The sequence below is a fragment of the Streptomyces capillispiralis genome (assembly GCF_007829875.1).
Taxonomy (GTDB): Bacteria; Actinomycetota; Actinomycetes; order Streptomycetales; family Streptomycetaceae; genus Streptomyces; species Streptomyces capillispiralis.
The window spans coordinates 2675980-2699327 of record NZ_VIWV01000001.1 but is presented as its reverse complement, the minus strand read 5'-3'; the positions used below and the strand labels follow the sequence as shown (position 1 = coordinate 2699327).

Here is a 23348-nt window from a genome sequence, read left to right as displayed (position 1 = left end):
CGATGAGAATCCCACGCAAAGCGGGACGAACACCCCGACAGTGATCGGCAGACGACCGGAAAGGTGCTGCACGTGAGATCCATTTGGAACGGCGCGATCTCGTTCGGCCTGGTCAGCATCCCGATCAAGCTGGTGAACGCCACCGAGAGCCACTCGATCTCGTTCCGCCAGATCCACACGGAGGACGGCGGCCGGATCCGCTACCGCAAGTTCTGCGAGCTGGAGGACCGCGAGGTCACCGGACAGGAGATCGGCAAGGGGTACGAGGACGCGGACGGCACGATCATCCCGATCACCGACGAGGACCTGTCCCGGCTGCCGATCCCCACCGCCCGGACGATCGAGATCGTCGCCTTCGTCCCCGGCGACCGGATCGACCCGCTCCAGATGGACGCGGCGTACTACCTGGCGGCGGGCGGGGCGCCGGCCGCCAAGCCGTACACGCTGCTGCGCGAGGCGCTCAAGCGGAGCAACAAGGTGGCCATCGCGAAGTTCGCGCTGCGCGGCCGGGAGCGGCTCGGCATGCTCCGGGTGGTCGGGGACGCGATCGCCATGCACGGCCTGCTCTGGCCGGACGAGGTCCGCGCCCCGGAGGGCGTCGCGCCCGACACCGGCGTCACCGTCCGGGACAAGGAGCTCGATCTCGCGGACGCCCTGATGGACACCCTCGGCGAGGTCGACCTGGAGGACCTGCACGACGAGTACCGCGAGGCCGTGGAGGAGGTCATCGCCGCCAAGGCGGCCGGCGAGGCCCCGCCGGAGGCCCCCGCGCCGGAACGCGGCGGCAAGGTCCTGGACCTGATGGCCGCCCTGGAGAACAGCGTCCGCGCGGCCCGGGAGTCCCGCGGCGAGCAGCCCGGGGAGGCGGCCGACGTCAAGCGGCTGCCGCAGCGCGCCACCTCCCGCTCGGCCCCCAAGGAGACCGGCGGCAAGAAGACGACGTCGACGGCGAAGAAGACGGCGGCCAAGAAGACCGCGCCCTCCGCGCGGAAGTCCACCGCGAAGACGAGCCAGGGCGCCAGGACGGGGCAGGACACGAAGAAGTCGACCGCGAAGAAGACGCCCGCGAAGAAGGCCCCGGCGAAGAAGACGAGCGCCCGCAAGCGCTCCGCCTGACACCGCCGGGACCGCGGCCCCTCACGGGGGAGGGGCCGCGGCCCCTCACGGGGGAGGGGCTGCGGCCCTCAGGGGGAGGGGCCGCGGCCCTCAGCGGGGATCGGGGCTCAGGGGATCGCGCCTAGCCCACCCGGCGCAGCGCCAGCACCGCGTTGTGGCCGCCGAAGCCGAAGGAGTTGCTCAGCACGAGGTCCCCGGCGGACGGCAGGGCGCGCGGTGCGCCGCGGACGACGTCCAGGTCGATCGCGTCGTCGACCTCCGCGCAGCCGACCGTCGCGGGCACCACCTCGTGGTGCAGCGTGAGCACCGCGGCAACGGCCTCGACCCCGCCCGCGGCACCCTGGAGGTGCCCCAGGTGCCCCTTGAGGGCGGTGACCGGTACGTCGCGCCGCCCGAGCACGCCCCGCAGGGCCCGTGCCTCGGCGAGGTCGCCGTCGACCGTGGCGGTGGCGTGCGCGTTGACGTGGACGACGTCCCCGAGCTGCCCGCCCGCGTCCCGCACGGCCCGCCGCAGCGCCAGCGCGATGCCGTCGCCGGACGGATCGGGCGCCGCGACGTGGTGGGCGTCGGCGGACAGCCCCCACCCGGCGGCCTCGCAGTAGACGCGCGCCCCACGGGCCCGTGCGTGCTCCTCGGACTCCAGGACGAGCACCCCCGCGCCCTCCCCGTTGACGAACCCGTCGCGGTCCTTGGCGAAGGGGTGCGACGGCGAGCCCCCGGACGGGTCCCCCTCGGCCAGCGCCCGCATCGCGGCGAACGACGCCATGATCGCCGGGGTGACGACCGCCTCGGCACCGCCCGCGAGGGCGACGTCGACCCGCCCGTACCGGATGCGGTCGACGGCCTGCCCGATCGCCTCGGTGCCGGAGGCGCACGCGCTGGTCACGGTGCGCGCCTCACCGGTGATGTGCAGGTCGAGGGAGACCTGGGAGGCGGCCTGCGAGGGCACCGTCATGGGCGTGGTGAGCGGCGAGACACCGCGCGGCCCCCTCTCCCGCAGCCTGCGGTCCCCGCCGACGAGCACCGACGCGTCCCCCAGGATGGCGCCGAGGCTCACCCCGACCCGCTCCGGGTCGAGCCCGCTCTCGCGGGTGCCGCCCTCGGCGTACCCGGCGTCGGCCCACGCCTCCCGGGCCGCCAGCACCGCGAACTGCGCCGCCCGGTTCATCCGCCGCGCCGCCTGGCGGGGCAGCAGCCCGGCCGGGTCCACCGGCACCGTCCCGGCGATCCGCACGGGCAGCCCGTCGAACTCCTCGTCCGTCAACTCCCGTATCCCGTGCCGTCCTTCGAGCAGCCCCCGCCACAACTCGCCGGTACCGACGCCCAGCGGGGTGATGGCGCCGAGGCCGGTGACGACGACCCGGCGCGCCCCGGCCGCCTCCGCCGCCCGCACGGGACGCGGCTCGTGCGCCACGAGGTCGCCCTCCCGGTCGGCCCCGGCCGCCCACCGGCGCACCTCGGCGTCGCTCACGCCCTCGCCCGGCTCGCCGGAGTCCAGCTGCCAGGAACCCCAGCGGCGTACGTACGTCACTTCCTCCGCCGCCGGGTCGACGGCGCGCAGGCGGTGCAGCCGGTCCCCGTCCCGGAACTCCACCCCGTCCAGCGCCGGTGAACTCGCCCGGGGGACGGCGGCGATGTCCATCCGCCGCCCGGCGACCGTCACCCGCTGGTCGCGGCGGAGCGCCTCCTCGTGGTCGACCCCGCCCAGCGGAGGCCGCAGCGTGACCCGGATCACCTCCGGGGACTCGGGGAGCGTATGGGTCACCACGTGCCAGCGGTGCTGCGCCGCGTCCTCGCGCGACAGGGCGAGCAGATCGCCGGGGACCACCTCGGCGGCGGTAACGGTGTAGGGGCGTATGGGTACTTCAGGCGTTCCGGGGGAGTGGGTCATGGCGCGTGCATGCTCTCTTTGATCCGAACTGTCGTACTGGGGCCGTTACGAGTGTTCTGTACGAAGTGCGAACCGGCCATGGTTGAAGCGGGAACATGCCCGTTTTGCCACGTTCTACCAGGTGGGTGACGGGAGACACACCCTCCAACGCCCCCCGCCCACACGCCGGTTACCCGGCCGTACGCGGCCTGTGGAAAACGTCACGGCTTCCTCGCCGACTCCCACGTCCGCACCGCCAGCTGTTCCGCGTACTCCGTCGGGGACGGGTCGTCAGGCAGCTGCGCGGGCACGGTGGTGCCCTTCTTCGTGCCGGGCCGGTCGGCGAACAGGGCGACCGCCAGGGCGAGTCGGGAGTCGTACCCGACCGACCACACGGTGCGCCGGGTGATGCCCCCACCGGCCCCGGCCGTCAGGAACGCGCCGTTCCCCCCGCTCGCGCCGGCCAGGGCTGCGACGGGAGCGCCCGGCCCCGGCGGCCCCCCGAAGCGCTCCAGCGCATGGGCCGTCACCTCGTACGCGCCCTTCTCGTCCAGCACCCGCCCGGTCTCCGGCCGCGCCGTGTGGACCGTGCGCCCCTCGCGTGTGATCCGGGCCACCGTGTGGGGAGCCGCGTACACGCCGTCCGCCGCGACCGCCGCGTACGCCGAGGCCAGCCGCAGGGGCGTGGGCGCCACCGACCCGGGCAGCCCGCGCAGCGTACCGCCGAGCCGCACCCCGTCGAACGGTTCGAGCACCGACCCGGCCTCCACCGCCCCGCTCACCGCGTCGTTGAACGGCTGCCGGGCGTAGTCCGCCCCGCCGTACAGCACCCGTACCGCCCCGTCGCCGGGCTCGATCCCCACCACCGCCGTGTGCACCCGGACCCCGTCGTCACCGGAACCCTTCGCACGGTTCTTCACCGACTCGGCGGTCGCGTCCTGCAACGCCAGGTCGAAGGTGGTGTGCACCGTGTACCCCCCGCGCGCCAGCTGGTCCTCGGTGATCCCGAGCCGGTCGGCCGCCTCCCGCGCCGCCACGTCGATCAGGTACTGCCGCTGCCCCTCCGTCTCACCCGGCGGATAGAACCGGAACGCCGGGAAACGGGCCGCCCGGCGCTGCGCGCCCGTGATGTCGCCGCCGGCCTCCATCGCGTCCAGCACCCACTCCCACCGGTCCCGCAGCCGCGCGGTCACCTTGGGGTCGGAGCCCGCCTTCTCGTAGTACGAGGGGATGTTGACGATCGAGGCCAGCGCCGCGCCCTGGGAGACGGTGAGGTTCCCCGGCGCCACGTCGAAGTAGTTCCGCGCGGCCGCCTGGACGCCGGCCGCGCCCCGGCCGAAGTACACCGTGTTGAGATAGCCCTCCAGGATCTCGTCCTTGGCCCGCGTCCGGTCGAGCTTGACGGCGATCAGCGCCTCGCGCGCCTTGCGCGCCAGCGACCGTTCCGGACTGAGCAGCGCGTTCTTCACGTACTGCTGCGTGATGGTGGAACCGCCCTGCGGGGCGCCGCCGGACACCGTGGCCCACACCGCGCGGCCGATGGCGCGCGGCGACACCCCGGTGTCCGTGCGGAAGGACCGGTTCTCCGCGGCGATCACCGCGTCCTGGACATGCCGGGGGACCTGGGACAGGGGCACCTCCTGCCGGTCGACCGGACCGCGCCGGCCCAGATAGGAGCCCCCGGCGTCCACGAAGACCGTGCTCTGCACGACCGTCTCGGGGTGCGGTGCGGGGATGCCGGTCAGCTTGTAGGCGACGACGGCCGCGCCGCAGACGACGGCGAGCAGCGTGAGGAAGGCGACGAGCAGCCGCCGCAGCCAGCGCCCCCGGCTGCGGCGCAGGCGGATGCGCAGGGGCACGCGGGGACGGTCCGGCCGCCTCGCCAGGAACCGGCCGGCGGCCCGGGGCAGCCTCACGGGCCCCACGCCCCGACGGGAACCGGCCGCGCGACCGACGGCCGGGCGCCTCGGCAGGAACCGGCCGATGGCCGGGGGCAGCCTCACGGGCCCCACGCCCCGACGGGAACCGGCCGCGCGACCGACGGCCCGGAGTCCACCCGCGCCAGGACGGCACCGGTCGCGTCGTACACCGTGACGGCCGGACCCCGCCCGGCGCGGAAGGCCGCTTCCGCGGCGGCCTGCGCACGGTCCGCGGGCCAGTCCGCCAGGGGGGTCGTCGTGTACCACACGCCCCACCCCGGACTGCCCGCCAGCGTCAGCACGTTGGCCGTGACGGTCCTGCCGCCGACGCGGACCTCGACGCGCGCCGGGTCGCCGTCCAGACCGTGGTACACCCCGGTCTGGAAGTACGTGCCGTCGTCCAGCCGTTCGCCCTGGACGGAGACGCCCGCCCTCGTGCGGTCCAGGTTCCCGTCGTCCACGGCGTGGAACCGGTTCGGCGCCTGCGGGGTGGACCAGTGCCGGCCGTCCGGCGTCAGCCAGATCTCCACCCCCGCGGCGGCGGACACCCGCTCACCGGGGGCGACGATGCGCATCGGCCCGGGCTCCGGGCGGTCGGGCACCTCCGACGCGCCCGTGGCCCCACCGCCCGTGAGGGGACCGGCGGCGAGGACGGCCGGCGGGCCGAGCAGCAGGGCACAGCCGGCGGCGACGACTCCCGCCCGCCGCCTGCGCCGCAGCGCCCCGTCCCGCTGGATGTCGTCGAGCGGAACGGCCGGCGGCACCAGACCGGCGAGCACCGCGGCGTACGACGCCCTCCGGTCCTCGGGCCCGGCCTCCTTCCTCCCGCGCCGCACCACCGCGCGCACCGCCCCCACCGAACACCCCAGCACCTGCGCGATCTCCGCCTCTCCCAGCCCCTCCCAGTACCGCAGCACCGGCACCACCCGCCGCCGGCCGCCCGCGCGGTGCCCCCGCAGATACCCGCGCACCAGACAGCGCCGTACATGGAAGTCGACGTCGTTGCGCGGGATGCGCCGCCACCGCGCACAGACCCGCACCAGCGTGCGGCGCGCCAACTCCTCGGCGGCGCCCGCGTCATCGGTGAGCAGCCGGGCGGTGGCCACCAGCCGCGGCCACCGGTCACGCGCGTACGCGGCGAAGTCCCCCTCCACGGGCCCCACTTGGGGCGGACGCCCCGCACGCAGCGGCGCGTACGTCACCTCCGTGGCCCCCGGGCCTCTGCGCTGCGCGCCCACCCGCACGACGGGTCGATGGATCCCGGCACCCGTGTTCATCGTCTTCCTCCAGGGATGTGCTTCGATGTGCGCGACCTGCGAAACCTGTACGCATGGCGGTGACGGCCGGGTTGCAGGGGAAAATCCGAGACTCCGGTGGAGGGCATGACCGAGGACGAGTTCGACGCTTTCTACGCGGCCGCTTTCCCCCGTCTGACCGGGCAGTTGTACGCCTTCACCGGGGACCTCGGCGAGGCCCAGGACGTGGTCCAGGAGGCGTTCGTACGGGCCTGGGACCGGCGTCGGAAACTGCTGGCCGACGAGGCACCCGAGGCATGGATCCGCACCGTCGCCATGCGCCTCGCGGTGAGCCGCTGGCGACGCGCCAGACGCTGGCTGGAACTGGTACGGCACACCCCGCCACCGGAGTCGACCCCCGGCCCCGGACCGGAACGCACCGCACTGGTCACCGCGCTGCGCCAACTGCCCGAGGCACAGCGCATGGCGATCGTCCTGCACCATCTGTGCGACCTCAGCGTCGAACAGGTAGCCTCCGAGACCGGCGCACCCGTGGGGACGGTCAAGGCCAGACTGTCCCGCGGACGGGCGGCACTGGCCAGGCACCTGGCGGTGGACGAGGCCGAGCAGCCGGCCTGGAGGGAGGGCGGCCGTGTCGGATGAACTCGCCGCTGCCCTGCGCGAGATGGCGGCACGGCACGAGACCCCGCCGCGCGTGGACGCCGCGGGGATCCGCGACCGGGCGCGCCGCCGCTCCCGCCGCCGCAGGGTCACCGCCGTGCTCGGCACGGCGGCCACCGCGGCCTGCGCCCTGACCGCGGTCGCCTTCACGCTGCACACCGGGGACCCGGCCGGGCACCACCAGATCCCGGGCGCCGCGTCGGCCACCCCGACCCCGACCCCGACGCCGACCCCCACATCACCGGCCCCCGCCCCGGCCGGCGTGCTGGACCTCGGCCGCCACACCCTCACGGTCGGCGACCGCGTCATGCGCGTCGACTCGCACTCCTTCGCCCGGTTCCCGGACGGCAGCCGGATGACGGTCGTCGCCAAGGCCCCACTCGAATCGCTGCCGCTGGAGGGAGCCGAAGCGAGCGGCGCCGACGTCAAGGTCCCGTACCTGGTCGAACTGCGCACCCCCGACCGGGAACCGGTCTACGTGGGCGCCCTGGCCTTCGACGTCAAGGCGCTCGCCGCGTTCCCCGCGAAGGCGGGCTGGGCGGGGATGAGCGTCAGGGACGCGGAGTGGTTCTACCGCCGGGCCCGGGTCGGCGACCGCATCGAGATCACCTCGACCCCCGCCCCGGGCGCGGCGGAGACCACCGCCACCCCGCGATACACCGCGCCCACCCCCGGGCACGCCGGGACCACCCCCGGGCACGCCGGGACCGCCCCCGGGCACGCCGGGACCGCCTCCGAGTACGCCGGGACCACCGACCGCTCGACCGCCACCCCGACGGATACCGGCACCGCCGACCGTTCGACCGCCACCCCGACGGATGCCGGCACCGCCGACCGCTCGACGCCACCCCGACGGATGACGGGACCGCCGTGAGATCACCAGCCACCTCGCCCCGGACCCGGACCGGGGCCGCGGACAGGGCCGGAACCCCGGCGACCGCGGCGGGCACGGGCTAGGACACCGCTGCCCCGGCCCCCACCGTCCTCCGCGGACCGGCGGTCAGCGCCGTACCGTCGCCGTGCCCTCCGCCGCTGCCGTCGCCATCGCCGTAGGCACCGTAGGCACCGTCGGTGCCGTCGCGGCCGTCGCGCTGCCGAGCAGCCGCAGGGCCGTCTCCGACGGCGAACCCGGCTCGGCCGTGTAGGCGATCAGGCGCCGGTCGGAGGTGCCGGGCAGGATCAGGTTCTCGAAGCCGAGGTCCAGCGCGCCGACCAGCGGATGCCGCAGGCGCTTCACCCCGGAGGTGCAGGTGCGCACCGGGTGCCGGGCCCAACGGGCGGCGAACTCCGTGCTGTTCATGGTCAGCTGCCCGACGAGCTCCGCCAGCGAGCGGTCGTCGGGGCGGCGGCCGGCCACCAGCCGCAGGGAGGCCACCGCCAGGTGGGCCTCCTCGTCCCAGTCCGGGTACAGGTCCCGGTACCGCTCGTCCAGGAAGAGCATCCGGGTCAGATTGGGGCGGGCGGCGGGTGTGTCGGGGCTCTCGGGCGGCAGGTGCCCCGCGAGCAGCGCGTGCCCCAGGTGGTTCCACGCCAGGACGTCGCCGCGCCGGTCCAGGACAAGCGCCGGTACGTCGGTCATGGCGGCCAGCAGCCGCCGGGTCGAGGCACTGGCGTGCTCCACCGGCGCGGGAGCGGGGCGGGACGACGCGGCGGCCGGGCGGGCGAGGGCCTTCAGGTGGGCCGTCTCGTCGTCGGTCAGGCGCAGGGTGCGCGCGATCGCCTCCAGCACGCTGTCGGAGGCGCCGGTGGCCCGGCCCTGTTCCAGCCGGGTGTAGTGGGTGATGCTGACGCCGGCGAGCGTCGCCAGTTCCTCACGGCGCAGCCCGGTCACGCGGCGCCGGGTCGGGTGCGGCGCGATGCCGACGTCCTGCGGGCGCAGGGCGGCCCGGCGGGACTTGAGGAAGTCCCCCAGCTCGGACGGGGCGTCCATCCATGCCTCCAGGATCGGCGGGACGGTCGGCCGGCGGCCGCCGCCCTCCCCATGATGCACGCCCGTCCCGGCGGCCGGGGGAGACGAGGGTGGTCCTGTGACGACCACCCTCGCGCTGACGGTGCGGGGCAGGGTTCTGGCTGACCACCCGGCCGCCGACGAGCCTTTCCTTCCGTCACCGCGCGTCAGGTGATCGCGCGTGACCCGGTCACGCGCGCACCGCGCGCACCGCCATGAGGGAAAGGGACCCGACGCCATGTCCGTCACCGATACGGAAGCGGCCGCCACCGCACCCGCCGCGCTCACCCCGCGCCTGCGGCTCGTCCTGGGACTGCTGCTCGCCGCCCAGTTCATGCTGGCCGTGGACTTCTCCATCCTGAACGTGGCGCTCCCGGTGATCGGCGAGGGCCTCGGCTTCTCACTGGGGCACCTCCAGTGGATCGCCACCTCGTTCGCGCTGTGCGCGGCGGGCTTCACCCTGCTCTTCGGCCGGATCGCGGACCTGTTCGGCCGCCGCCGGCTGTTCCTCGGCGGCCTGGCCGTCCTGGGCGCCGCCTCCCTCCTGGGCGGCCTCGCGCGGAACCCGGAGGTGCTGATCGCGGCCCGTGTCCTCCAGGGCCTGGCCACCGCCGCCGTGACCCCCGCCGGACTGTCGCTGCTGACGACATCCTTCCCCGAGGGGCCGCTGCGCGAGAAGGCGCTCGGCCTCAACGGGGCCCTGATGTCCGCCGGTTTCACCACCGGTGCCGTCCTCGGCGGCCTGCTGACCGACCTGCTGTCGTGGCGCTGGGCGTTCTTCGTCAACGTGCCCGTCGTCCTCGCCGTACTGATCGTCGCCCCGACGGTCATCAAGGAGTCCCGGCCCGACGGGCGCGCCGGCCTGGACGTGCCCGGCGCCGTCAGCGTCACCCTCGGCCTGCTCGCCGTCGTCCTCGGACTGACCCGGGCCGGCGAACGGGGCTGGGGCTCGGCGGACGCCCTGGTGCCGCTGGCGGCGGGCGTGGTCCTGCTGCTCGTCTTCCTCGCCGTCGAACGCCGGGTGGCCGCGCCGCTGGTGCCGGTCGGCGTGCTCCGCAAGCCGTCGGTGGCCTGGGGCAACGTCGCCGGCCTCATCGCGTTCCTCACCGAGACCTCGCTGGTCTTCCTGCTGACCCTCTACCTCCAGGAGGTGCTCGGCTTCTCCCCGCTCGCCGCCGGCCTGTCCTTCGGCGTGCTCGGCGCCGGAACGGTCGTCGGCGGCTCCACGGCACCGAAGGTCATCGCGAGGATCGGCGGCAGGCGCGCCCTGATCGCCGGCGGCCTCCTCCAGGCCCTGTTCACCGCGGCCCTGCTCGGCCTCGGCGACGACCGCTCGTGGATGGGGCTGCTGCTGGTCGCCACCTTCGCCGGCGGTGTCGGCAACATGCTCGTCATCGTGGGCTTCATGGTCACCGCCACCTCCGGACTCGCCGACCACGAACAGGGCCTGGCCACCGGCCTCGCCACCATGACCCAGCAGATCGGCATCACCATGGGCACGCCGGTCATGAGCGCCGTCGCCACCGCCGCCATGACCGGCACCGGCACCGCGGCCGTCCTCGGCGGACTGAAGGCGGCGATCGCGGTGAACACCGCCCTGGTGCTCCTCGGCACCCTCACCAGCGCCCTGTTCCTGCGCGACACCCGGCCGGGCACCCGGTGAACGCGTCAGGTCACCAGGCCCCGCCGGTAGGCGTAGACGACCGCCTGGACCCGGTCGCGGAGCTGGAGCTTGGCGAGGATGCGCGACACGAACGTCTTGACCGTCTCCTGGCTGATCACCAGGGCCGCGGCGATCTCGCTGTTGGACAGGCCGTCCGCGATGAGACGCAGCACCTCCAGCTCACGGGGCGTCAGCGGAATGTCCGCCGTGCCGCCCTCGGCGGGCCGGATCCGGGCGGCGTACCTCCCCACCAGCCGGCGCGTCACCTCCGGGTCCAGCAGCGCCGCGCCCGTGGCCACGGTCCTGATCCCGTGCAGCAGCCGGTCCGGCGGCGCGTCCTTCAGCAGGAACCCGCTGGCCCCCGCGCGCAACGCCTCGTAGACGTACTCGTCGAGGTTGAACGTCGTGACCACGAGCACCTTGACGGGGTGCGGCACCCCGGCGCCGGCCAGCAGCCGCGTGGCCTCGATGCCGTCGAGCACCGGCATGCGGACGTCCATCACCACGACGTCCGGGCGCAGGCGGTCGGCGAGGTCGACGGCCGTCCGCCCGTCGCCGCACTCGCCCGCCACCTCCAGGTCCGGCTGGGCGCCGATGATGGTCACCAGCCCGGTGCGGACCAGCATCTGGTCGTCGCAGACCAGGACCCGGACCGGCGCCGTCACGACCGGCCCCCGGCCGGTATGCGGGCCTGTACGACGAAGCCGCCGCCCGCGTGCGGCCCGGCGCTGAAGTCGCCGCCGAGGACCTCGACGCGCCGGCGGAGACCGGCGAGGCCCCGTCCGCTCCCTCCGGTGGAACCCGGCGTGGGTGATCCGGAGCCGTCCGTGCCGACCTCCACCGTGATGTCCCTGTCCCCGTGTTCCACGCGCACCGAAGTGCGGCTGCCGTGGGCGTACTTCAGAGCGTTCGTCAGGGCCTCCTGCACCACCCGGTAGGCCACGAGATCGGCGCTGCCGGTCGACGTCGCCGGTGTGCCCCGCTCCGTGAACTCCACCGGCTGCCCCGCCCGGCGGGTCTGCTCCACCAGCGTGATCAGCCTCCCGACGTGCGGCGTCCTGGCCCCGCCACCGTGGTCGGGGTTCAGCAGGTCCAGGAGGTGGCGCAGGTCGGTGAGGGCCCGCCGGCCGGTGTCGGTCACCGCGTCGAGGGACTGCTCCAGCCGGTCGGGCGCGGCGGTCAGATAGCGTGCCGCCTCGGCCTGCACCACCATCGCCGTCACATGGTGGGTCACCACGTCGTGCAACTCGCGGGCGATGCGGGTGCGTTCGGCGGCACGGGTCTCCTCCGCGACCCGGAGGCGGCGTTCGGCCTCCTCGATCCGCGTCGAGCGCAGCCACACCCCGATGCCCCACGTGAGGCCCAGCGCCAGGAAGAACGTCACGAACTCCTCGGGCGTCTCGCCGCCCGAACCGAGCCGGTACAGCGCGACCGCCAGGGGCACGTACGCCACGGAGAAGAGGACGGCGGTGGTGCGCCGGTACCGCTCCAGATGGGCGCCCGCGCTCAGCAGGGCGACGGGCAGCGCGGTGCCCGCGAACGTGTGGTAGCCGCGCAGTTGGTCGACGGCGAAGCCGGCCGTCACCGCGGCGAGACAAACGGCCGGCCACCGCCGGCGCACGGCGAGCGGAAGGCACTGGAGGGCGACCGCCACGACGGCCGGCCCGTCGAGGGCGCGGGTCGGCAGGTCACCGATCACCGTCCCGTTGCCGCGCAGCCCCGGCAGGAACGACGCGACGAGGAACAGCAGCCCGAGCGGGAGATCCCGGACCGTGACGTCGCACCGGTGCCACAGGTCCCCGGCCCGCCGAAGACTGATCACCGGGCGAGTGTAGCGGTGGTCCCGACGCGGCCGGCGCGGCGACGGCGGGGCACCAACCGGTCCCGCCGGCGGGCCAGCCACAGGAACACGGCCGTCGCCAGGACACAGAACAGCACGGAGTACAGGCTGGCCTCCGGGCCGAACGCACCGCCGCTGATGAGCAGCGGGCCCGACATCGAGGAGTCCAGCAGGCCCTGCGCGGTGTCGTTGCCCGAGACCTCGGTGCTGAAGATGCCGGACGCGGCGAAGTTCCAGCCGAAGTGCAGGCCGATCGGCATCCACAGGGTGCGGGTGGCGACGTACGCGGCGGTGAGCATGCCGCCCGCCTCGATCGCGATGGCGAGGGCACCCCACAGGGTGGCGTGCTCGTTCAGCAGGTGCGACAGGCCGAACAGCAGACCGGTCAGCACCATCGCGATCCAGGTGCCCAGACGTCCCTCGACGATCCGGAACAGCACGCCCCGGTACATCACTTCCTCCGTCGCGGCGGCGGCCGCCATGAAGCCGATCAGCCCCAGTGCCCCCGTCACCGAGCCCGGTCCGTCGACCTCGTAGTGCCCGAGGAACGCGATGTTCACGACGACGGCCGCGAACAGGGCGACGCCGATCAGCGTTCCCCGGCCGAGCCCGGCCAGGGCGCCCTCCCGGGCCACCTCGGTCACCGTGCGGTGCTCGGTGCGCCGCACCACCCACCCGTAGACGAGCACCGACAGCACGGCCGCCGTCAGGCCGACGACGAGCGTCAGCCACGGGTCGTCCCGCACCGCGACCACGCCCTGGCCACCGATGGCGGCGACCGCCACCACGGCCAGAAGCTGCCAGACCACCCTCATGAGGACTCCTTCGCCGGATCCGCGGCCGACGTGCCGCGGCCGCTTCGAACGCTACGGATCCGCGGCGCGGGGATCGTCACCTCACAGGGGACACCTGCCCGTAGCTCGCACGGGGGACGAACGGCTCCCGGCCCCCGGGCCGGCCCTGTTGTCGGTCCCCCCTGCCATCATCCGGCCGGGAAGAGTCGAGGAAAGGGCAACAGCATGGGCGGCGACGAGTGGAGTCACACGGGCCCCTACCGGCAGGATCCGGCGGCCGCGTTCCGGCAGGCCCAGGACGAGGAACTGGCGCGGGACGACCACGGCTTCGCGGGGCGCGGCATCGCGGAACTGTGGCACGACCCGCGGTGGTGCGAGTACGTCTTCACCGGAGGCACCGGTACGGTCCTCGACTTCCCCGAGATGATCGAGGCCACGGAGCCCGACCGTGCCCCGTACCTGCGGCCGTTGACCGACGCCGAGGTACGCGCCTGGGCCCCGCACGGCCGGCCCACCCACGCCGAGTGGGACCACGCCCTGGACACGGGGCAGTTGGCGTTCCCGGGCCGCGCCCAGGGCAACTGCACGGTGCTCTACCGCGACGGCCTGCCCGTGGAGATCGGCTACTGGGGAGTCACGGCGGACTAGCACGACCGGGCGGGCGCGGGACGGCACGACGCCTCCCGCCCCCGCCCGGCCGCGGGCCCGCCGGTCGGTCATTCGCCCGGCCGCGGGCCCGCCGGTCAGTGCCCGCCGGTGAGTTCGCCGCTGAGCGTCTTGTGGATGCGGGCGCTCGGCTCGTTCAGGCCGACGATCTCGACGGTCTTGCCGCGCTGGGCGTACTTCGTCTCGATGGCGTCCAGCGCGGCGACGGAGGACGCGTCCCAGATGTGCGCGGCGGACAGGTCGATGACGACCTTGTCGGGATCGCCCGCGTAGTCGAACTGGCCGACCAGGTCGTTGGAGGAGGCGAAGAACAGCTCGCCGGTGACCCGGTAGACGACGGTGGTGCGGTCGGGGTCGGTGACGGCGGTCACCTCGGCGAGGTGGGCGACGCGCTTGGCGAAGACGACCATGGCGGTCAGGGAGCCGACCACGACACCGATGGCGAGGTTGTGGGTGGCGACCACACACACGACGGTGACCACCATGACGGTGATCTCCCCGGCCGGCATCCGCTTCAGCGTCTTCGGGGCGATGGAGTGCCAGTCGAACGTGGCCGCCGACACCATGATCATCACGGCGACCAGCGCACCCATGGGGATGTCGGAGACGACCGGCCCGAAGACGATGCACAGCACCATCAGGAACGCGCCCGCCAGGAAGGTCGACAGCCGGGTGCGGGCACCGGAGACCCGTACGTTGATCATCGTCTGCCCGATCATCGCGCAGCCGCCCATGCCGCCGAAGAACCCGGTGACGATGTTGGCGACGCCCTGCCCGACGGACTCGCGGGTCTTGGAGGAACGGGTGTCGGTGATGTCGTCGACCAGTTTGGCCGTCATCAGCGACTCCATCAGACCCACCAGCGCCATGGCGAGCGCGTACGGGGCGACCGTCGTCAGCGTGTCCAGGGTGAACGGCACGTCCGGCAGGCCCGGCACCGGCAGCGACGACGGCAGGGCGCCCTTGTCGCCCACGGTCGGCACGGCGATCCCGGCCGCGACCGTGATGACGGTGAGGACGACGATCGACACCAGCGGCGCCGGCACCACCGTGGTCACCTTCGGGAAGAACACCATCAGCGCCAGACCGGCGGCGATCAGCGGATAGACCGCCCACGGCACGTCGGTCATCTCGGGCACCTGCGCCATGAAGATCAGGACGGCGAGGGAGTTGACGAAGCCGACCATCACGCTGCGCGGCACGAACCGCATCAGCTTCGCCACCCCGAGCACCCCGAGGACGATCTGGAAGACACCGGCCAGCAGGACGGCCGCGACCAGGTAGCCGAAGCCGTGCTCACGGTTGAGCGGGGCGATGACCAGGGCGACGGCACCGGTGGCCGCCGAGATCATGGCCGGCCGGCCGCCGACGACCGCGATGGTCACGGCCATGGTGAACGAGGCGAACAGACCGACCGCCGGGTCGACCCCGGCGATGATCGAGAAGGAGATCGCCTCCGGGATCAGCGCGAGGGCGACCACGAGGCCGGCCAGCACCTCGGTGCGCAGCACCTTCGGGTCGGACAGCCAGGACGGACGTCGGGAACCGCGCAGCCACGCGGTCGGGGACAGTGCGGAGGAGGACAAGACGGAGGGAACCTGTCGTACTCGGAGGAAGGCGTCACCGGCCGGGGCGGCCGGCCGTGAAGCCGGTGGGCGGCAGCGCGGTGACTCGTGCGGAACCGGGCGATTGCCGGGGGATGATGGAGGCTCACGGCGCGGGAAGCCGTGCGGGGGCGTCGTCGGCCCCGACAGCACCACGACTCTACCCTAACGTTAGGGTAGAGATCGCCGTCGCCCTCCACGCGGCGGCCCCAGCGAAGGTGAGGAAGGCCCCGAGTGAGCAGCGAGCAGCACATGCAGATCGGCGAGGTCGCCGCACGGACCGAGCTGTCGCTGCGCACGATCCGGCACTACGAGGAGACCGGCCTGGTCCTCCCCTCCGCCCGCTCCCAGGGCGGCTTCCGCCTCTACACCGAGGCCGACGTCGCCCGCCTGATGGTCATCCGCCGCATGAAGCCGCTCGGCTTCACCCTCGACGAGATGCGCACCCTGCTGGAGGCCACCGACCGCCTCGACGCCGACGAGGAACTGCCGCCCGCGGAGCGCGAGGAACTGCTGGCCCGGATCCGCGGCTTCGAACAGGTCACCCGGCAGCGCATGGCCGACCTGCGCACCCAGCTGTCCCGGGCGGAGGAGTTCGCGGAAACGCTGGGCCGGCGCCTCACGGCCGCCCGGCGGTGACCAGCCAGTAACGCCCGGTGAGCCGCACCCCGTCGTCCTCCTGGAAGGCGCGGAAGGCCTCCACCGCCGCCCGCCGGGCCCGCTCCTCCGTAGCCGCGTCGGCCTCCGCCTCCCGCAACCAGTGCCGCAGCGGCCCGAAGCCGAACAGGAACCCGGCCGCGTCGTCGGCGTCCACACCCCAGTACTGGTCCGCCTCGACACCCTCGACGGCCACGTCCTCGAACCCGGCACCGGCCAGCACCCGCCGGGCGTGACCGGGCTCCGCGAAGGCCTGCGGACCCGGCCCGGTCGCCCGCGTCAGGTCCGGCAGCCGTACGTGCTTCCCGATCGCCGCGAAGACCGTCGACTGGTCCATGCGGTCGAAGCTCCGCGGGCAGACGAAGGCCAGCCGCCCACCGGGCCGCAACGCGCGCCCGATGGTGGCGAACCCCGCGACCGGATCGGCGAAGAACATGACGCCGAACCGGCTGACGGCCACGTCGAACGGGGCCTCCTCGAAGCCGTACACCTGCGCGTCGGCCCGCACGAACTCCACGTTCTCCAGACCCTCGGCGACGGCACTGGCCCGGGCCCGCTCCAGCATGGGCGCCGACAGGTCGACACCCAGCGCGTACGCCGCACGCCCGGCGGCGAGCCGCGTGACCCGGCCGTTCCCGCACCCGATGTCCACGACACGGTCACCCGGCGTCAGGGCCGCCGCATCCAGAAGCGGGGCGTTGGCCCCGTCGTTGAGGGCGTCGTACCGGTCCTGGTGCTCGGCCCAGTGCTGGCCCTCGTACCCGTTCCAGGCCGCGGCCTGCTCCGGGTTGACCACGTCCCGCGCGTCACTGCCGGTGGATTCCGTCATACCGCCATCGTGCCGCCCGCCCGCGCTCAGGGACAGGGGGACACTCCCCGCCCCCACCCGGACCGGAACGTCCTGATCGACGAGCCCCGGGAATCCCCGCCGGCGGCACCGGGTTACCCACGACGATCACGACGACCACGACGACCACGGGGTGCGCCCCGGAGAGGGACGGGAGCCGATGAGCCTGCGCCAGTTCGAGTACGCCCTGGCCGTCGCCGCCGAGGGCTCGGTGACGGCGGCGGCGGAACTGCTGCACGTCGCCCAGCCGTCGGTGTCCCAGCAGATCCGCAGCCTGGAGCGGGAACTCGGCGTGGAACTCTTCGCCCGCACCCCGACCGGACTGGTACCCACCACGGTCGGCCGCGCGTTCCTGCGCGAGGCGGAGGTCGCGGTGAACGCGTCACGACGGGCCAGGGCGACGGCGCGGGCCGGTGCCGACGACCTGGTGGGCGAGGTGGTCGTCGCGGTGCAGATGGGCTTCGGCACACGACAGCTGCCCCGCGCACTGGGCGCACTGCGCCGCCGCTACCCACGGCTGGAGGTCACCGTCTTCGAGGAGCCGAGCTCCGCCGAGCTGGACCGGCTGTGCCGCCGGGGCGTGCTGAACCTCGCCCTGATGGCGGCGTGCGAACGCAGCCCCGCCGACGCCCACCACCTCGGCGACGAGGAACTCGTCGTGGTGCTGGGCTCCGGTCACCCGCAGCTGGCCGAGGACCGCGTCGACCTGCGGAAAATGGCCGGGGAGCCCTGGGTGCGGTTCGACCGCGACAGCGCGCTCGACGGCGTCCTGCTGAACGTCCTGCGGGACAACGACGTGGCCCCGACCACGGCCGCCCGCGTGTCCCAGACGGCGACGGCCGTCCGCTGGGCCGCCCACGGACTGGGAGCGACCCTCGTCCCCGCCTCAGCGGTGCCCCACGGCCACGAACACCTCGTACGCCCCGTGTTCCCGGCCCTGACCCAGCCCGTCATCGCCGTGCTCCGACCCAGCGCGGGCCCGGCGGAGCGGACCCTGCTCGACCTCCTGCGCCAGGAGACCTGGTCCGAGCCCGCCTCCTACGCACCGGCCTCCTGACCACCGCGAACGCGCGACGGCCGGCCGCCGGCGGCGGCTCCTCGGCCCACCGCTCACCGACCCGGAAGAAGTGCACCGGCTCGCAGAGCAGATGCCGGAGCGGATGTCAGAGCTGGGTGGCACCCCCGTCCACGGCGAACTCGGCGCCGGTGGTGTACGTGGCGTCGAAGGCGAGGAACGCCGCCGCCCGGGCGACCTCCTCGGGGGTACCGAAGCGCCGCATGGGGTTGTCCGCGACCCGCTGCGCCTTGAACTCCTCGGCGGCCTCCCGCGTCATCGTGCTCTCCAGAATCCCCGTGTCGATGGGACCGGGGCTCACCGCGTTGACGCGGATGCCGCGCGGAAGCAGCTCACGGGAGAGGCTGCGGGCCATCGAGCGCAGGGCCGCTTTGCCCGCCGCGTAGACACTGGTCTCGCGCATGCCGATGACGTTCGCGATCGAGGTGGTGAGGACGACGCCGGCGCCCGTGCTCAGCAGCGGGGCGAGCTTCTGCACGGTGAAGAAGGCGCCCTTGACGTTGATCGCGAACAGCTCGTCGTACATCTCCTCGGTCGTCGACTCGAAGGGCGTGAGGGGCGCGATGCCGGCGTTGACGAACAGGCCCTCGACCGAGCCGAGGTCGTCCTTCACGCGGTCCGCCAGGGCATCCAGGTCGGACAGCGAGGCCACATCACCCCGCACGGCCACCACGTTCCCGCCCAGCCGCTCCCGCGCCGCGTCGAGCGTCGCCCGGGAACGCCCGGTGATCACCACACGGGCCCCACCGCCCACCAACAGCTCCGCCAGGGCGAACCCCATACCGCTGCCACCACCCGTGATCACCACATTCTTGCCGCTGAACTGACCCATTCCCCAAATCCCCTCGTCCCGTTAGCCAAAATCCCCGAAAGCCCCGGCCGCAATCCCGCAGAAATGCAACCGACAACCCACAACCCACAACCCACAATCCGAAACCCGAAACCCGAAACCAGAAATGCCGCACCGTCGCCGCGTCATCCCCGGGGAAATTCGCCGCCGTCCACGACGAGATTGCTCCCGGTCAGCCAGCCGGCCCGGTCGGACACGAGGAACAGCACCGCGTGGGCGATGTCGTCGGGACGGCCGTCGCGGCCCAGCGGCACGGTGTCGTGGGCGTTGACCTGCCCCGGCGCGGCGTTCAGGCGCGCCCACCGCTCCCGCGTCTCCTCGCCACCGGGGGTGGCCACCCTGCCGGGAGTGACGGTGTTGACGCGGATCCCGAACGGAGCCAGCTCCAGGGCCTGCCCCCGGCTGTAGGTCTCCAGGGCCGCCTTCGCCGCCACGTAATGCAGTAACGGCCCCACCGGCGTGAGGACCGCTGCCGAGGAGACATGCACGACCACCCCCGAACGCCGCTCCCGCATCCCCGGAACGAGCAGCGAGTCCAGCCGCACCGACGCCAGGTAGTTCAGGTCCAGGGCGTCCTGCCACTCCTCGTCGGGAATGGCCGAGGCGGCGGGGTGAGGCCGTGCCCCGCCCGCGTTGTGGACCAGGACGTCCACCCCGCCGAGCACGTCCCGCGCGGCCGCGGCGACCGCCTCCGTCCCGGCCCGCGTCCGCACGTCGGCCTGCACGAAGGCCGCGCCCTCGGGCACCGTGCTCGTCGCCGACCTGGCGGTCGTGAGCACCTCGGCCCCCGCGTCCAGAAGCAGCCGCACGACGGCCGCCCCGATCCCACGGGTACCACCCGTGACCAGGGCCCGCTTCCCCGCGAGTTCCCGCGTCCCCGCCACACCCTCAATAGAGGCCATGCCACCATTCCTCTCGTCCACGTGTTCACCGCTCGACGAAAGAAGAAGAATTCCCACAACCCGATTCCCGAAGAAACCACGGCAAGCACCTCGCCGAGCCATTTCACGGTAGAACCGCGAAAGAACGAGAGGCAAAGACGAAATCCCAGCAGCCCCTATAGGCCTTCCCTATACCAACCGCCCGACCGCCCGACCGCCCGACCGCCCGCACACCGACGCCGCGGCCCCTCACCGCCCGGTCAACGCCTACCGCCTTGATCCCGCGGCCTGGCGAGCCCTGCCGATGGACTTGCGGTGCGCCGGGTGACGCCCGCTCTTGCCGGCGAACCGAGGCACCCGGAGCCGTCCGCTCACTCCGCCGGCCCCGGCTCTTCCGACCGGCCGGCCCGGCTCCGACGGCAACGCCACATCAAGCGGCCTCCGTCATTCCCCCTTCTTGGAAGTGGACCACTGATACCAAACGACCCCCAGGACGATGGCGCAGGAGACCACGAAGAACACCACTGTCCCCAGCCCCACCGCCTGGACCACGAGTGAGCCGATCACGAAAGCGATCAACACGAAAAGCAGGCAACCGAAGCAGCCCTTGACGAACGAGACGAACTCGGGCTCCTGGTTCATGTAACCCCCCAAAAAAGTTCAATGAGCAATCACAAAGCATAGATCCGACGCAAAGACCCCCTTCGACCACCCGCCCGGACACCGACCGAGTCGATTGCGCCCGTAATCAGCCCAGCCCGCCCTTTGCCCCGAGCGTGATGCGCACCCGGGTCGCGGAGCAACTGATGAACCGCCGATGAGCCGTCGGCCAGGGAGACCGAAGAGATCGGCGGTAGCTACCACCTGGTACAGCCGACACGGCGACGAAGACGACCCCTGCCGAAATCACCCGGTCGTCCACGCCCTGCCTACCATCCGTCTGCCGGGCGGATGAGGGAAGAGGGATCGGCGACGAGCATGTACGTCGACCACATACACGAGACACGGTGAAACCCGTCGAACGGTGCCGGCCGCCTCTCCCTACGGCGAGTCGAGGTCTTCGAGGCAGAGCCCAATCTGGCGGCTCGAACCTGCTGTGTACGCGGAGTTCGCACGCGACCTGGTCGCCTGAACTGCCGGACGGGGCGCCCCGTGAGCCTCACCCTCTCCGCGGGATGCGCGGCGACGGCGGTCACGCTCGCGCGGCGCAAGGGCATCGAGGTGGAACTGCCCGTTCCGGCGCCCGACCACGGGCAGCTCCCTGCCAGCCCTCGGACATGAACCGCCGGATGGCCGCTGAGCGGAACATGCCCGCCTTGGAGGCGTGGCGCCCTTCTCCGGTCAGAGGCCGAGAGAAGGAGGCGTGACGCACGACCTCCAGGCCGACCGGGACCTCGTAGGAATCCTCCGCCCACCGCTGGACCGCTCCCGTGCGTGATCCATGAAACTATGCCCTGAGCCTATTGACTCAGGGCAAAGCCTGCTTAGTCTGATTAGTAAGCCACAACACCGAAAGAGTCACAAAGTCGATGAGGACGTCTAGTCGGCGGAGTGGCTTGGACAGGATGTGGTCTAGGCCCCCGGCAAGCCGGCGCGATACCGGAGTGACAGTGACGACTGAAGCTCCAGGACACGTGCAGCACTACCGGGGACTGTTTTTTTGCCCTCACAGCCTTCGCACGGCCGGACCGTGATGCGAAGGCCGTGTCATGACCACGAAGCCCCCGCCAGGTGTCCCTGCCGCGGGCGGCTCATGCCGGGAAGTGCAGAGATCGACGTCGGCGGCACACTGCAGACGCCCTCAGCGCGCCCACTTGGCGACAGGAGCACCTGAGCACGTATGCCGGGTGCCCATGCCAGCATTCGTACCTGCGCACACGGCTCCGGAGGCCGTGGGATGTTCGGGTGGTTGGGCAGGTCACAGCGGTCCATACCCGGGACCGAGTGGCTTGAGTCCACGAATGGTCCACGCAGTGGGTCGATCTGTGGTTCCCTAGCGCCGTGATCAACGCACAGTGGCCCAAGTGGGTGAGCGAGGCAAGGGTTGGCAATCGCAAGGGTGGGACGTTGATGCGCCCAAAAACACCATCTTCCCCCTACTTCGGATGGGATAGTGATGATTGGCCCGAAGTGACGCGAAGCCTGCTTGCCCAGCAACCCCTCAGCGGAGAAACGCTGGTTGAAGCCGTCCTTTCCTCGTGGCGCTCCATATTCGAATCCACATTGGGAAGTGGGTTCCGGATAGGAGTAGACATTCGGCCTAGTCCGCAAATCATGGGGTTTCTTCTTCACGCTCTAATTCCACTGGAGCTTGCAGTGGGTGACCCTAATTGGCGGGCCGACGCAAAAGCCGCTGAGAAGGACCTTGTTTACCAACCGGACTTCAGGTACTCGATCGAAATAAAGACCTCATCTCACAGGGATCAGATCTTCGGCAATCGGAGCTTCGGTGTTGATAATCCGGGGAATGGCAAAAAGGCGAAGGACGGTTACTACGTGGCGGTCAACTTCGAGAAGTGGGGTGATGTACCCGCGGGGCTCCCGCGTATTCGGCTAATCCGTTACGGGTGGCTAGATCACACGGACTGGATTGCCCAAGCCTCTCAAACCGGCCAACAGTCTTCCCTGCCGGCAATCGTAGCCAATACGCAATTGCTGACCTTGTATTCGGCGAACTAAATAAGAACTCCCGGAGGCCCTGATCGAACCTCCGGGAGTCCGCGTGTTCTAGAAGAGCGACTGAGTGTCTGTCTCGAGTCGCTCTACCGCAATGTCAAGGTAGTCCTGTCGAAGCTCAAAACCAACACTGCAGCGACCTTGTTGTCTTGCCACGACCGCAGTGGTACCCGATCCGAGGAAGGGATCCAAAACAACGCCGTCGGAGGGGCTGCATGCCTTAATCACTCGGTCGATTACTGCGGTTGGGAATTGCGCTGGATGTGCAGTGCGCTCGACGCTGGACCTTTTGGCTCCCGAAGTCACCTTGGGAAACTGCCACACGTCTGTGGGGTTCTTGCCGAGCGGGTTGCACTTCAGCTTCCCATTTTTCTTCTGATTGGGGTACTTCACATTCGGGTCGCGCACGGAGTCCAAGTCGAAGTAATATTTGCTCGGGTCGCGAACGTACCATAGAAACTTTTCATTCCGTGGAGAAAATGACTTGCGCGAGGCGACCCCAGCTCCGTAATTCCACACCACTTCTTGTATCATGTAAAAAGGAGACTTATCCCAGAGCAGGTACGGGATTGGTACGGCTTTCCCCTTCTCCGGAACCGGAACATAGCCAACATTTAGCCAGAAGGCACCTCCGGGGGTCGTGGCATCGTAGATGCGAGTCATCCACGTCTCGCACCAAGCCACGTACTCGCTGATCGACAGGATATTCTCGTACTCTTTGCCGATGTTGTACGGTGGACTGGTCACGGTTAGGTCGAAGATTTGCTGAGGTACCAACTTCAGCATTTCCACACTGTCGCCTTGGTAAAGGAGGGTGTCCGAAGCTTCGTAGTAAGGCTTCCCCAGGGCCTTCTTGATCTCGGCTAGCCTGGTGTCCATAGTTTCCCCTTCTTGCGTAGGTGACAGTGAGGCGTCCTGCACCGCAGCCTGGGACTATATCACGTCGCACCTGAAGTAAGCGTGGAGCAGACTTATTTGCTGCTTTATTGGTTGGGTGTCGCAAACTGAGCTCCAGCAGGCTTCAGC

The 23348-nt window shown here is 71.8% G+C and carries 21 protein-coding genes; 8 read left to right on the top strand and 13 right to left on the bottom strand.

Features of this window, described 5'->3' with window-relative positions; all coding sequences use genetic code 11:
• Positions 1-72 precede the first annotated feature (72 nt).
• On the top strand, positions 73-1116 hold the full coding sequence (gene ku, locus FHX78_RS11015; protein ID WP_444545362.1) for a non-homologous end joining protein Ku: 1044 nt from the start codon (positions 73-75) through the stop codon (positions 1114-1116).
• A 121-nt stretch (positions 1117-1237) separates the two neighbouring features.
• On the opposite strand, the gene FHX78_RS11010 is transcribed toward ku, so the two are convergent.
• From FHX78_RS11010 to FHX78_RS11000, 3 genes are all read right to left on the bottom strand, one after another.
• Positions 1238-3007: a beta-ketoacyl-[acyl-carrier-protein] synthase family protein gene (locus FHX78_RS11010; RefSeq protein WP_145867263.1), complete on the bottom strand. Its 1770-nt coding sequence runs from the start codon at positions 3005-3007 to the stop codon at positions 1238-1240.
• A 200-nt stretch (positions 3008-3207) separates the two neighbouring features.
• Positions 3208-4845, bottom strand: a complete 1638-nt coding sequence (locus FHX78_RS11005) for a transglycosylase domain-containing protein (RefSeq protein WP_229923853.1) — start codon at positions 4843-4845, stop codon at positions 3208-3210.
• A 140-nt stretch (positions 4846-4985) separates the two neighbouring features.
• A complete protein-coding gene (locus tag FHX78_RS11000) occupies positions 4986-6182 on the bottom strand; it encodes a sigma factor-like helix-turn-helix DNA-binding protein (protein WP_145867262.1) in 1197 nt (398 codons plus the stop codon).
• Between the two features lie 105 nt (positions 6183-6287).
• Between FHX78_RS11000 and FHX78_RS10995 the strand changes: the two genes are divergently transcribed.
• Together FHX78_RS10995 and FHX78_RS10990 are read left to right on the top strand one after the other, a co-directional pair.
• Entirely contained in the window at positions 6288-6803 is a 516-nt protein-coding gene (locus FHX78_RS10995; protein ID WP_189908529.1) for a SigE family RNA polymerase sigma factor, read from the top strand.
• Entirely contained in the window at positions 6793-7695 is a 903-nt protein-coding gene (locus tag FHX78_RS10990) for a hypothetical protein (RefSeq protein ID WP_189908530.1), read from the top strand. Before FHX78_RS10995 ends, FHX78_RS10990 begins: the two co-directional genes overlap by 11 nt.
• Before the next feature lie 126 nt (positions 7696-7821).
• On the opposite strand, the gene FHX78_RS10985 is transcribed toward FHX78_RS10990, so the two are convergent.
• Complete coding sequence (locus FHX78_RS10985; RefSeq protein WP_145867260.1) at positions 7822-8751, bottom strand: helix-turn-helix transcriptional regulator; 930 nt, start codon at positions 8749-8751, stop codon at positions 7822-7824.
• A gap of 256 nt (positions 8752-9007) precedes the next feature.
• Here FHX78_RS10985 and FHX78_RS10980 point away from each other — a divergent pair, with 256 nt between their 5' ends.
• The gene (locus FHX78_RS10980; RefSeq protein ID WP_145867259.1) at positions 9008-10432 is read left to right on the top strand and encodes an MFS transporter; all 1425 of its coding nucleotides are present in this window, start codon (positions 9008-9010) and stop codon (positions 10430-10432) included.
• A gap of 5 nt (positions 10433-10437) precedes the next feature.
• Here the strand turns inward: FHX78_RS10980 and FHX78_RS10975 are convergent, their stop codons facing one another.
• From FHX78_RS10975 to FHX78_RS10965, 3 genes are read right to left on the bottom strand one after another with little or no spacing between them, the layout of a single operon-like run.
• Positions 10438-11097, bottom strand: a complete 660-nt coding sequence (locus FHX78_RS10975) for a response regulator (RefSeq protein WP_145867258.1) — start codon at positions 11095-11097, stop codon at positions 10438-10440.
• A complete protein-coding gene (locus FHX78_RS10970) occupies positions 11094-12254 on the bottom strand; it encodes a sensor histidine kinase (RefSeq protein WP_145867257.1) in 1161 nt (386 codons plus the stop codon). The genes FHX78_RS10975 and FHX78_RS10970 overlap by 4 nt, the downstream gene beginning before the upstream one ends.
• Positions 12251-13087 (bottom strand): CPBP family intramembrane glutamic endopeptidase, encoded by an 837-nt coding sequence (locus FHX78_RS10965; protein ID WP_145867256.1) that lies wholly within the window; start codon positions 13085-13087, stop codon positions 12251-12253. Before FHX78_RS10965 ends, FHX78_RS10970 begins: the two co-directional genes overlap by 4 nt.
• Positions 13088-13291: 204 nt before the next feature.
• Here FHX78_RS10965 and FHX78_RS10960 point away from each other — a divergent pair, with 204 nt between their 5' ends.
• The gene (locus tag FHX78_RS10960; protein WP_145867255.1) at positions 13292-13714 is read left to right on the top strand and encodes a hypothetical protein; all 423 of its coding nucleotides are present in this window, start codon (positions 13292-13294) and stop codon (positions 13712-13714) included.
• A gap of 95 nt (positions 13715-13809) precedes the next feature.
• Here FHX78_RS10960 and FHX78_RS10955 read toward each other — a convergent pair whose 3' ends face one another.
• On the bottom strand, positions 13810-15318 hold the full coding sequence (locus FHX78_RS10955) for a SulP family inorganic anion transporter (protein ID WP_145867254.1): 1509 nt from the start codon (positions 15316-15318) through the stop codon (positions 13810-13812).
• Positions 15319-15588: 270 nt separating this feature from the next.
• Between FHX78_RS10955 and FHX78_RS10950 the strand changes: the two genes are divergently transcribed.
• The gene (locus FHX78_RS10950; protein ID WP_145871853.1) at positions 15589-15975 is read left to right on the top strand and encodes a MerR family transcriptional regulator; all 387 of its coding nucleotides are present in this window, start codon (positions 15589-15591) and stop codon (positions 15973-15975) included.
• Here FHX78_RS10950 and FHX78_RS10945 read toward each other — a convergent pair.
• Positions 15956-16822, bottom strand: coding sequence for a class I SAM-dependent methyltransferase (locus tag FHX78_RS10945; RefSeq protein ID WP_145867253.1), 867 nt, complete (start codon positions 16820-16822; stop codon positions 15956-15958). The two genes, FHX78_RS10950 and FHX78_RS10945, sit on opposite strands and share 20 nt — an antisense overlap.
• A 178-nt stretch (positions 16823-17000) precedes the next feature.
• Between FHX78_RS10945 and FHX78_RS10940 the strand changes: the two genes are divergently transcribed.
• Positions 17001-17897 carry a LysR family transcriptional regulator gene (locus tag FHX78_RS10940; RefSeq protein WP_145867252.1) on the top strand — a complete coding sequence of 299 codons (897 nt, stop codon included), beginning with the start codon at positions 17001-17003 and terminating at the stop codon, positions 17895-17897.
• 106 nt (positions 17898-18003) lie between these two features.
• Here FHX78_RS10940 and FHX78_RS10935 read toward each other — a convergent pair whose 3' ends face one another.
• From FHX78_RS10935 to FHX78_RS10925, 3 genes are all read right to left on the bottom strand, one after another.
• Positions 18004-18747 carry an SDR family oxidoreductase gene (locus FHX78_RS10935; protein ID WP_145867251.1) on the bottom strand — a complete coding sequence of 248 codons (744 nt, stop codon included), beginning with the start codon at positions 18745-18747 and terminating at the stop codon, positions 18004-18006.
• 143 nt (positions 18748-18890) lie between these two features.
• On the bottom strand, positions 18891-19667 hold the full coding sequence (locus FHX78_RS10930; protein WP_145867250.1) for an oxidoreductase: 777 nt from the start codon (positions 19665-19667) through the stop codon (positions 18891-18893).
• A 423-nt stretch (positions 19668-20090) separates the two neighbouring features.
• Positions 20091-20288: a hypothetical protein gene (locus FHX78_RS10925; RefSeq protein ID WP_145867249.1), complete on the bottom strand. Its 198-nt coding sequence runs from the start codon at positions 20286-20288 to the stop codon at positions 20091-20093.
• A 1359-nt stretch (positions 20289-21647) separates the two neighbouring features.
• Between FHX78_RS10925 and FHX78_RS10920 the strand changes: the two genes are divergently transcribed.
• Positions 21648-22325, top strand: a complete 678-nt coding sequence (locus FHX78_RS10920; protein WP_208766185.1) for a ScaI family restriction endonuclease — start codon at positions 21648-21650, stop codon at positions 22323-22325.
• A 48-nt stretch (positions 22326-22373) separates the two neighbouring features.
• Here FHX78_RS10920 and FHX78_RS10915 read toward each other — a convergent pair whose 3' ends face one another.
• Positions 22374-23201 carry a DNA-methyltransferase gene (locus FHX78_RS10915; protein WP_145867248.1) on the bottom strand — a complete coding sequence of 276 codons (828 nt, stop codon included), beginning with the start codon at positions 23199-23201 and terminating at the stop codon, positions 22374-22376.
• Between the last annotated feature and the right edge of the window lie 147 nt (positions 23202-23348).

Coding starts and splice junctions, on each gene's coding strand:
- FHX78_RS10965 (WP_145867256.1), bottom strand. CDS start 13,087: ATGAGGGTGGTCTGGCAGCTTCTGGCCGTGGTGGCGGTCGCCGCCATC.
- FHX78_RS11000 (WP_145867262.1), bottom strand. CDS start 6,182: ATGAACACGGGTGCCGGGATCCATCGACCCGTCGTGCGGGTGGGCGCG.
- FHX78_RS10940 (WP_145867252.1), top strand. CDS start 17,001: ATGAGCCTGCGCCAGTTCGAGTACGCCCTGGCCGTCGCCGCCGAGGGC.
- FHX78_RS10925 (WP_145867249.1), bottom strand. CDS start 20,288: ATGAACCAGGAGCCCGAGTTCGTCTCGTTCGTCAAGGGCTGCTTCGGT.
- FHX78_RS10985 (WP_145867260.1), bottom strand. CDS start 8,751: ATGGACGCCCCGTCCGAGCTGGGGGACTTCCTCAAGTCCCGCCGGGCC.
- FHX78_RS10930 (WP_145867250.1), bottom strand. CDS start 19,667: ATGGCCTCTATTGAGGGTGTGGCGGGGACGCGGGAACTCGCGGGGAAG.
- FHX78_RS10945 (WP_145867253.1), bottom strand. CDS start 16,822: ATGACGGAATCCACCGGCAGTGACGCGCGGGACGTGGTCAACCCGGAG.
- FHX78_RS10915 (WP_145867248.1), bottom strand. CDS start 23,201: ATGGACACCAGGCTAGCCGAGATCAAGAAGGCCCTGGGGAAGCCTTAC.
- FHX78_RS10980 (WP_145867259.1), top strand. CDS start 9,008: ATGTCCGTCACCGATACGGAAGCGGCCGCCACCGCACCCGCCGCGCTC.
- FHX78_RS10960 (WP_145867255.1), top strand. CDS start 13,292: ATGGGCGGCGACGAGTGGAGTCACACGGGCCCCTACCGGCAGGATCCG.
- FHX78_RS10935 (WP_145867251.1), bottom strand. CDS start 18,747: ATGGGTCAGTTCAGCGGCAAGAATGTGGTGATCACGGGTGGTGGCAGC.
- FHX78_RS11010 (WP_145867263.1), bottom strand. CDS start 3,007: ATGACCCACTCCCCCGGAACGCCTGAAGTACCCATACGCCCCTACACC.
- FHX78_RS10995 (WP_189908529.1), top strand. CDS start 6,288: ATGACCGAGGACGAGTTCGACGCTTTCTACGCGGCCGCTTTCCCCCGT.
- FHX78_RS10950 (WP_145871853.1), top strand. CDS start 15,589: ATGCAGATCGGCGAGGTCGCCGCACGGACCGAGCTGTCGCTGCGCACG.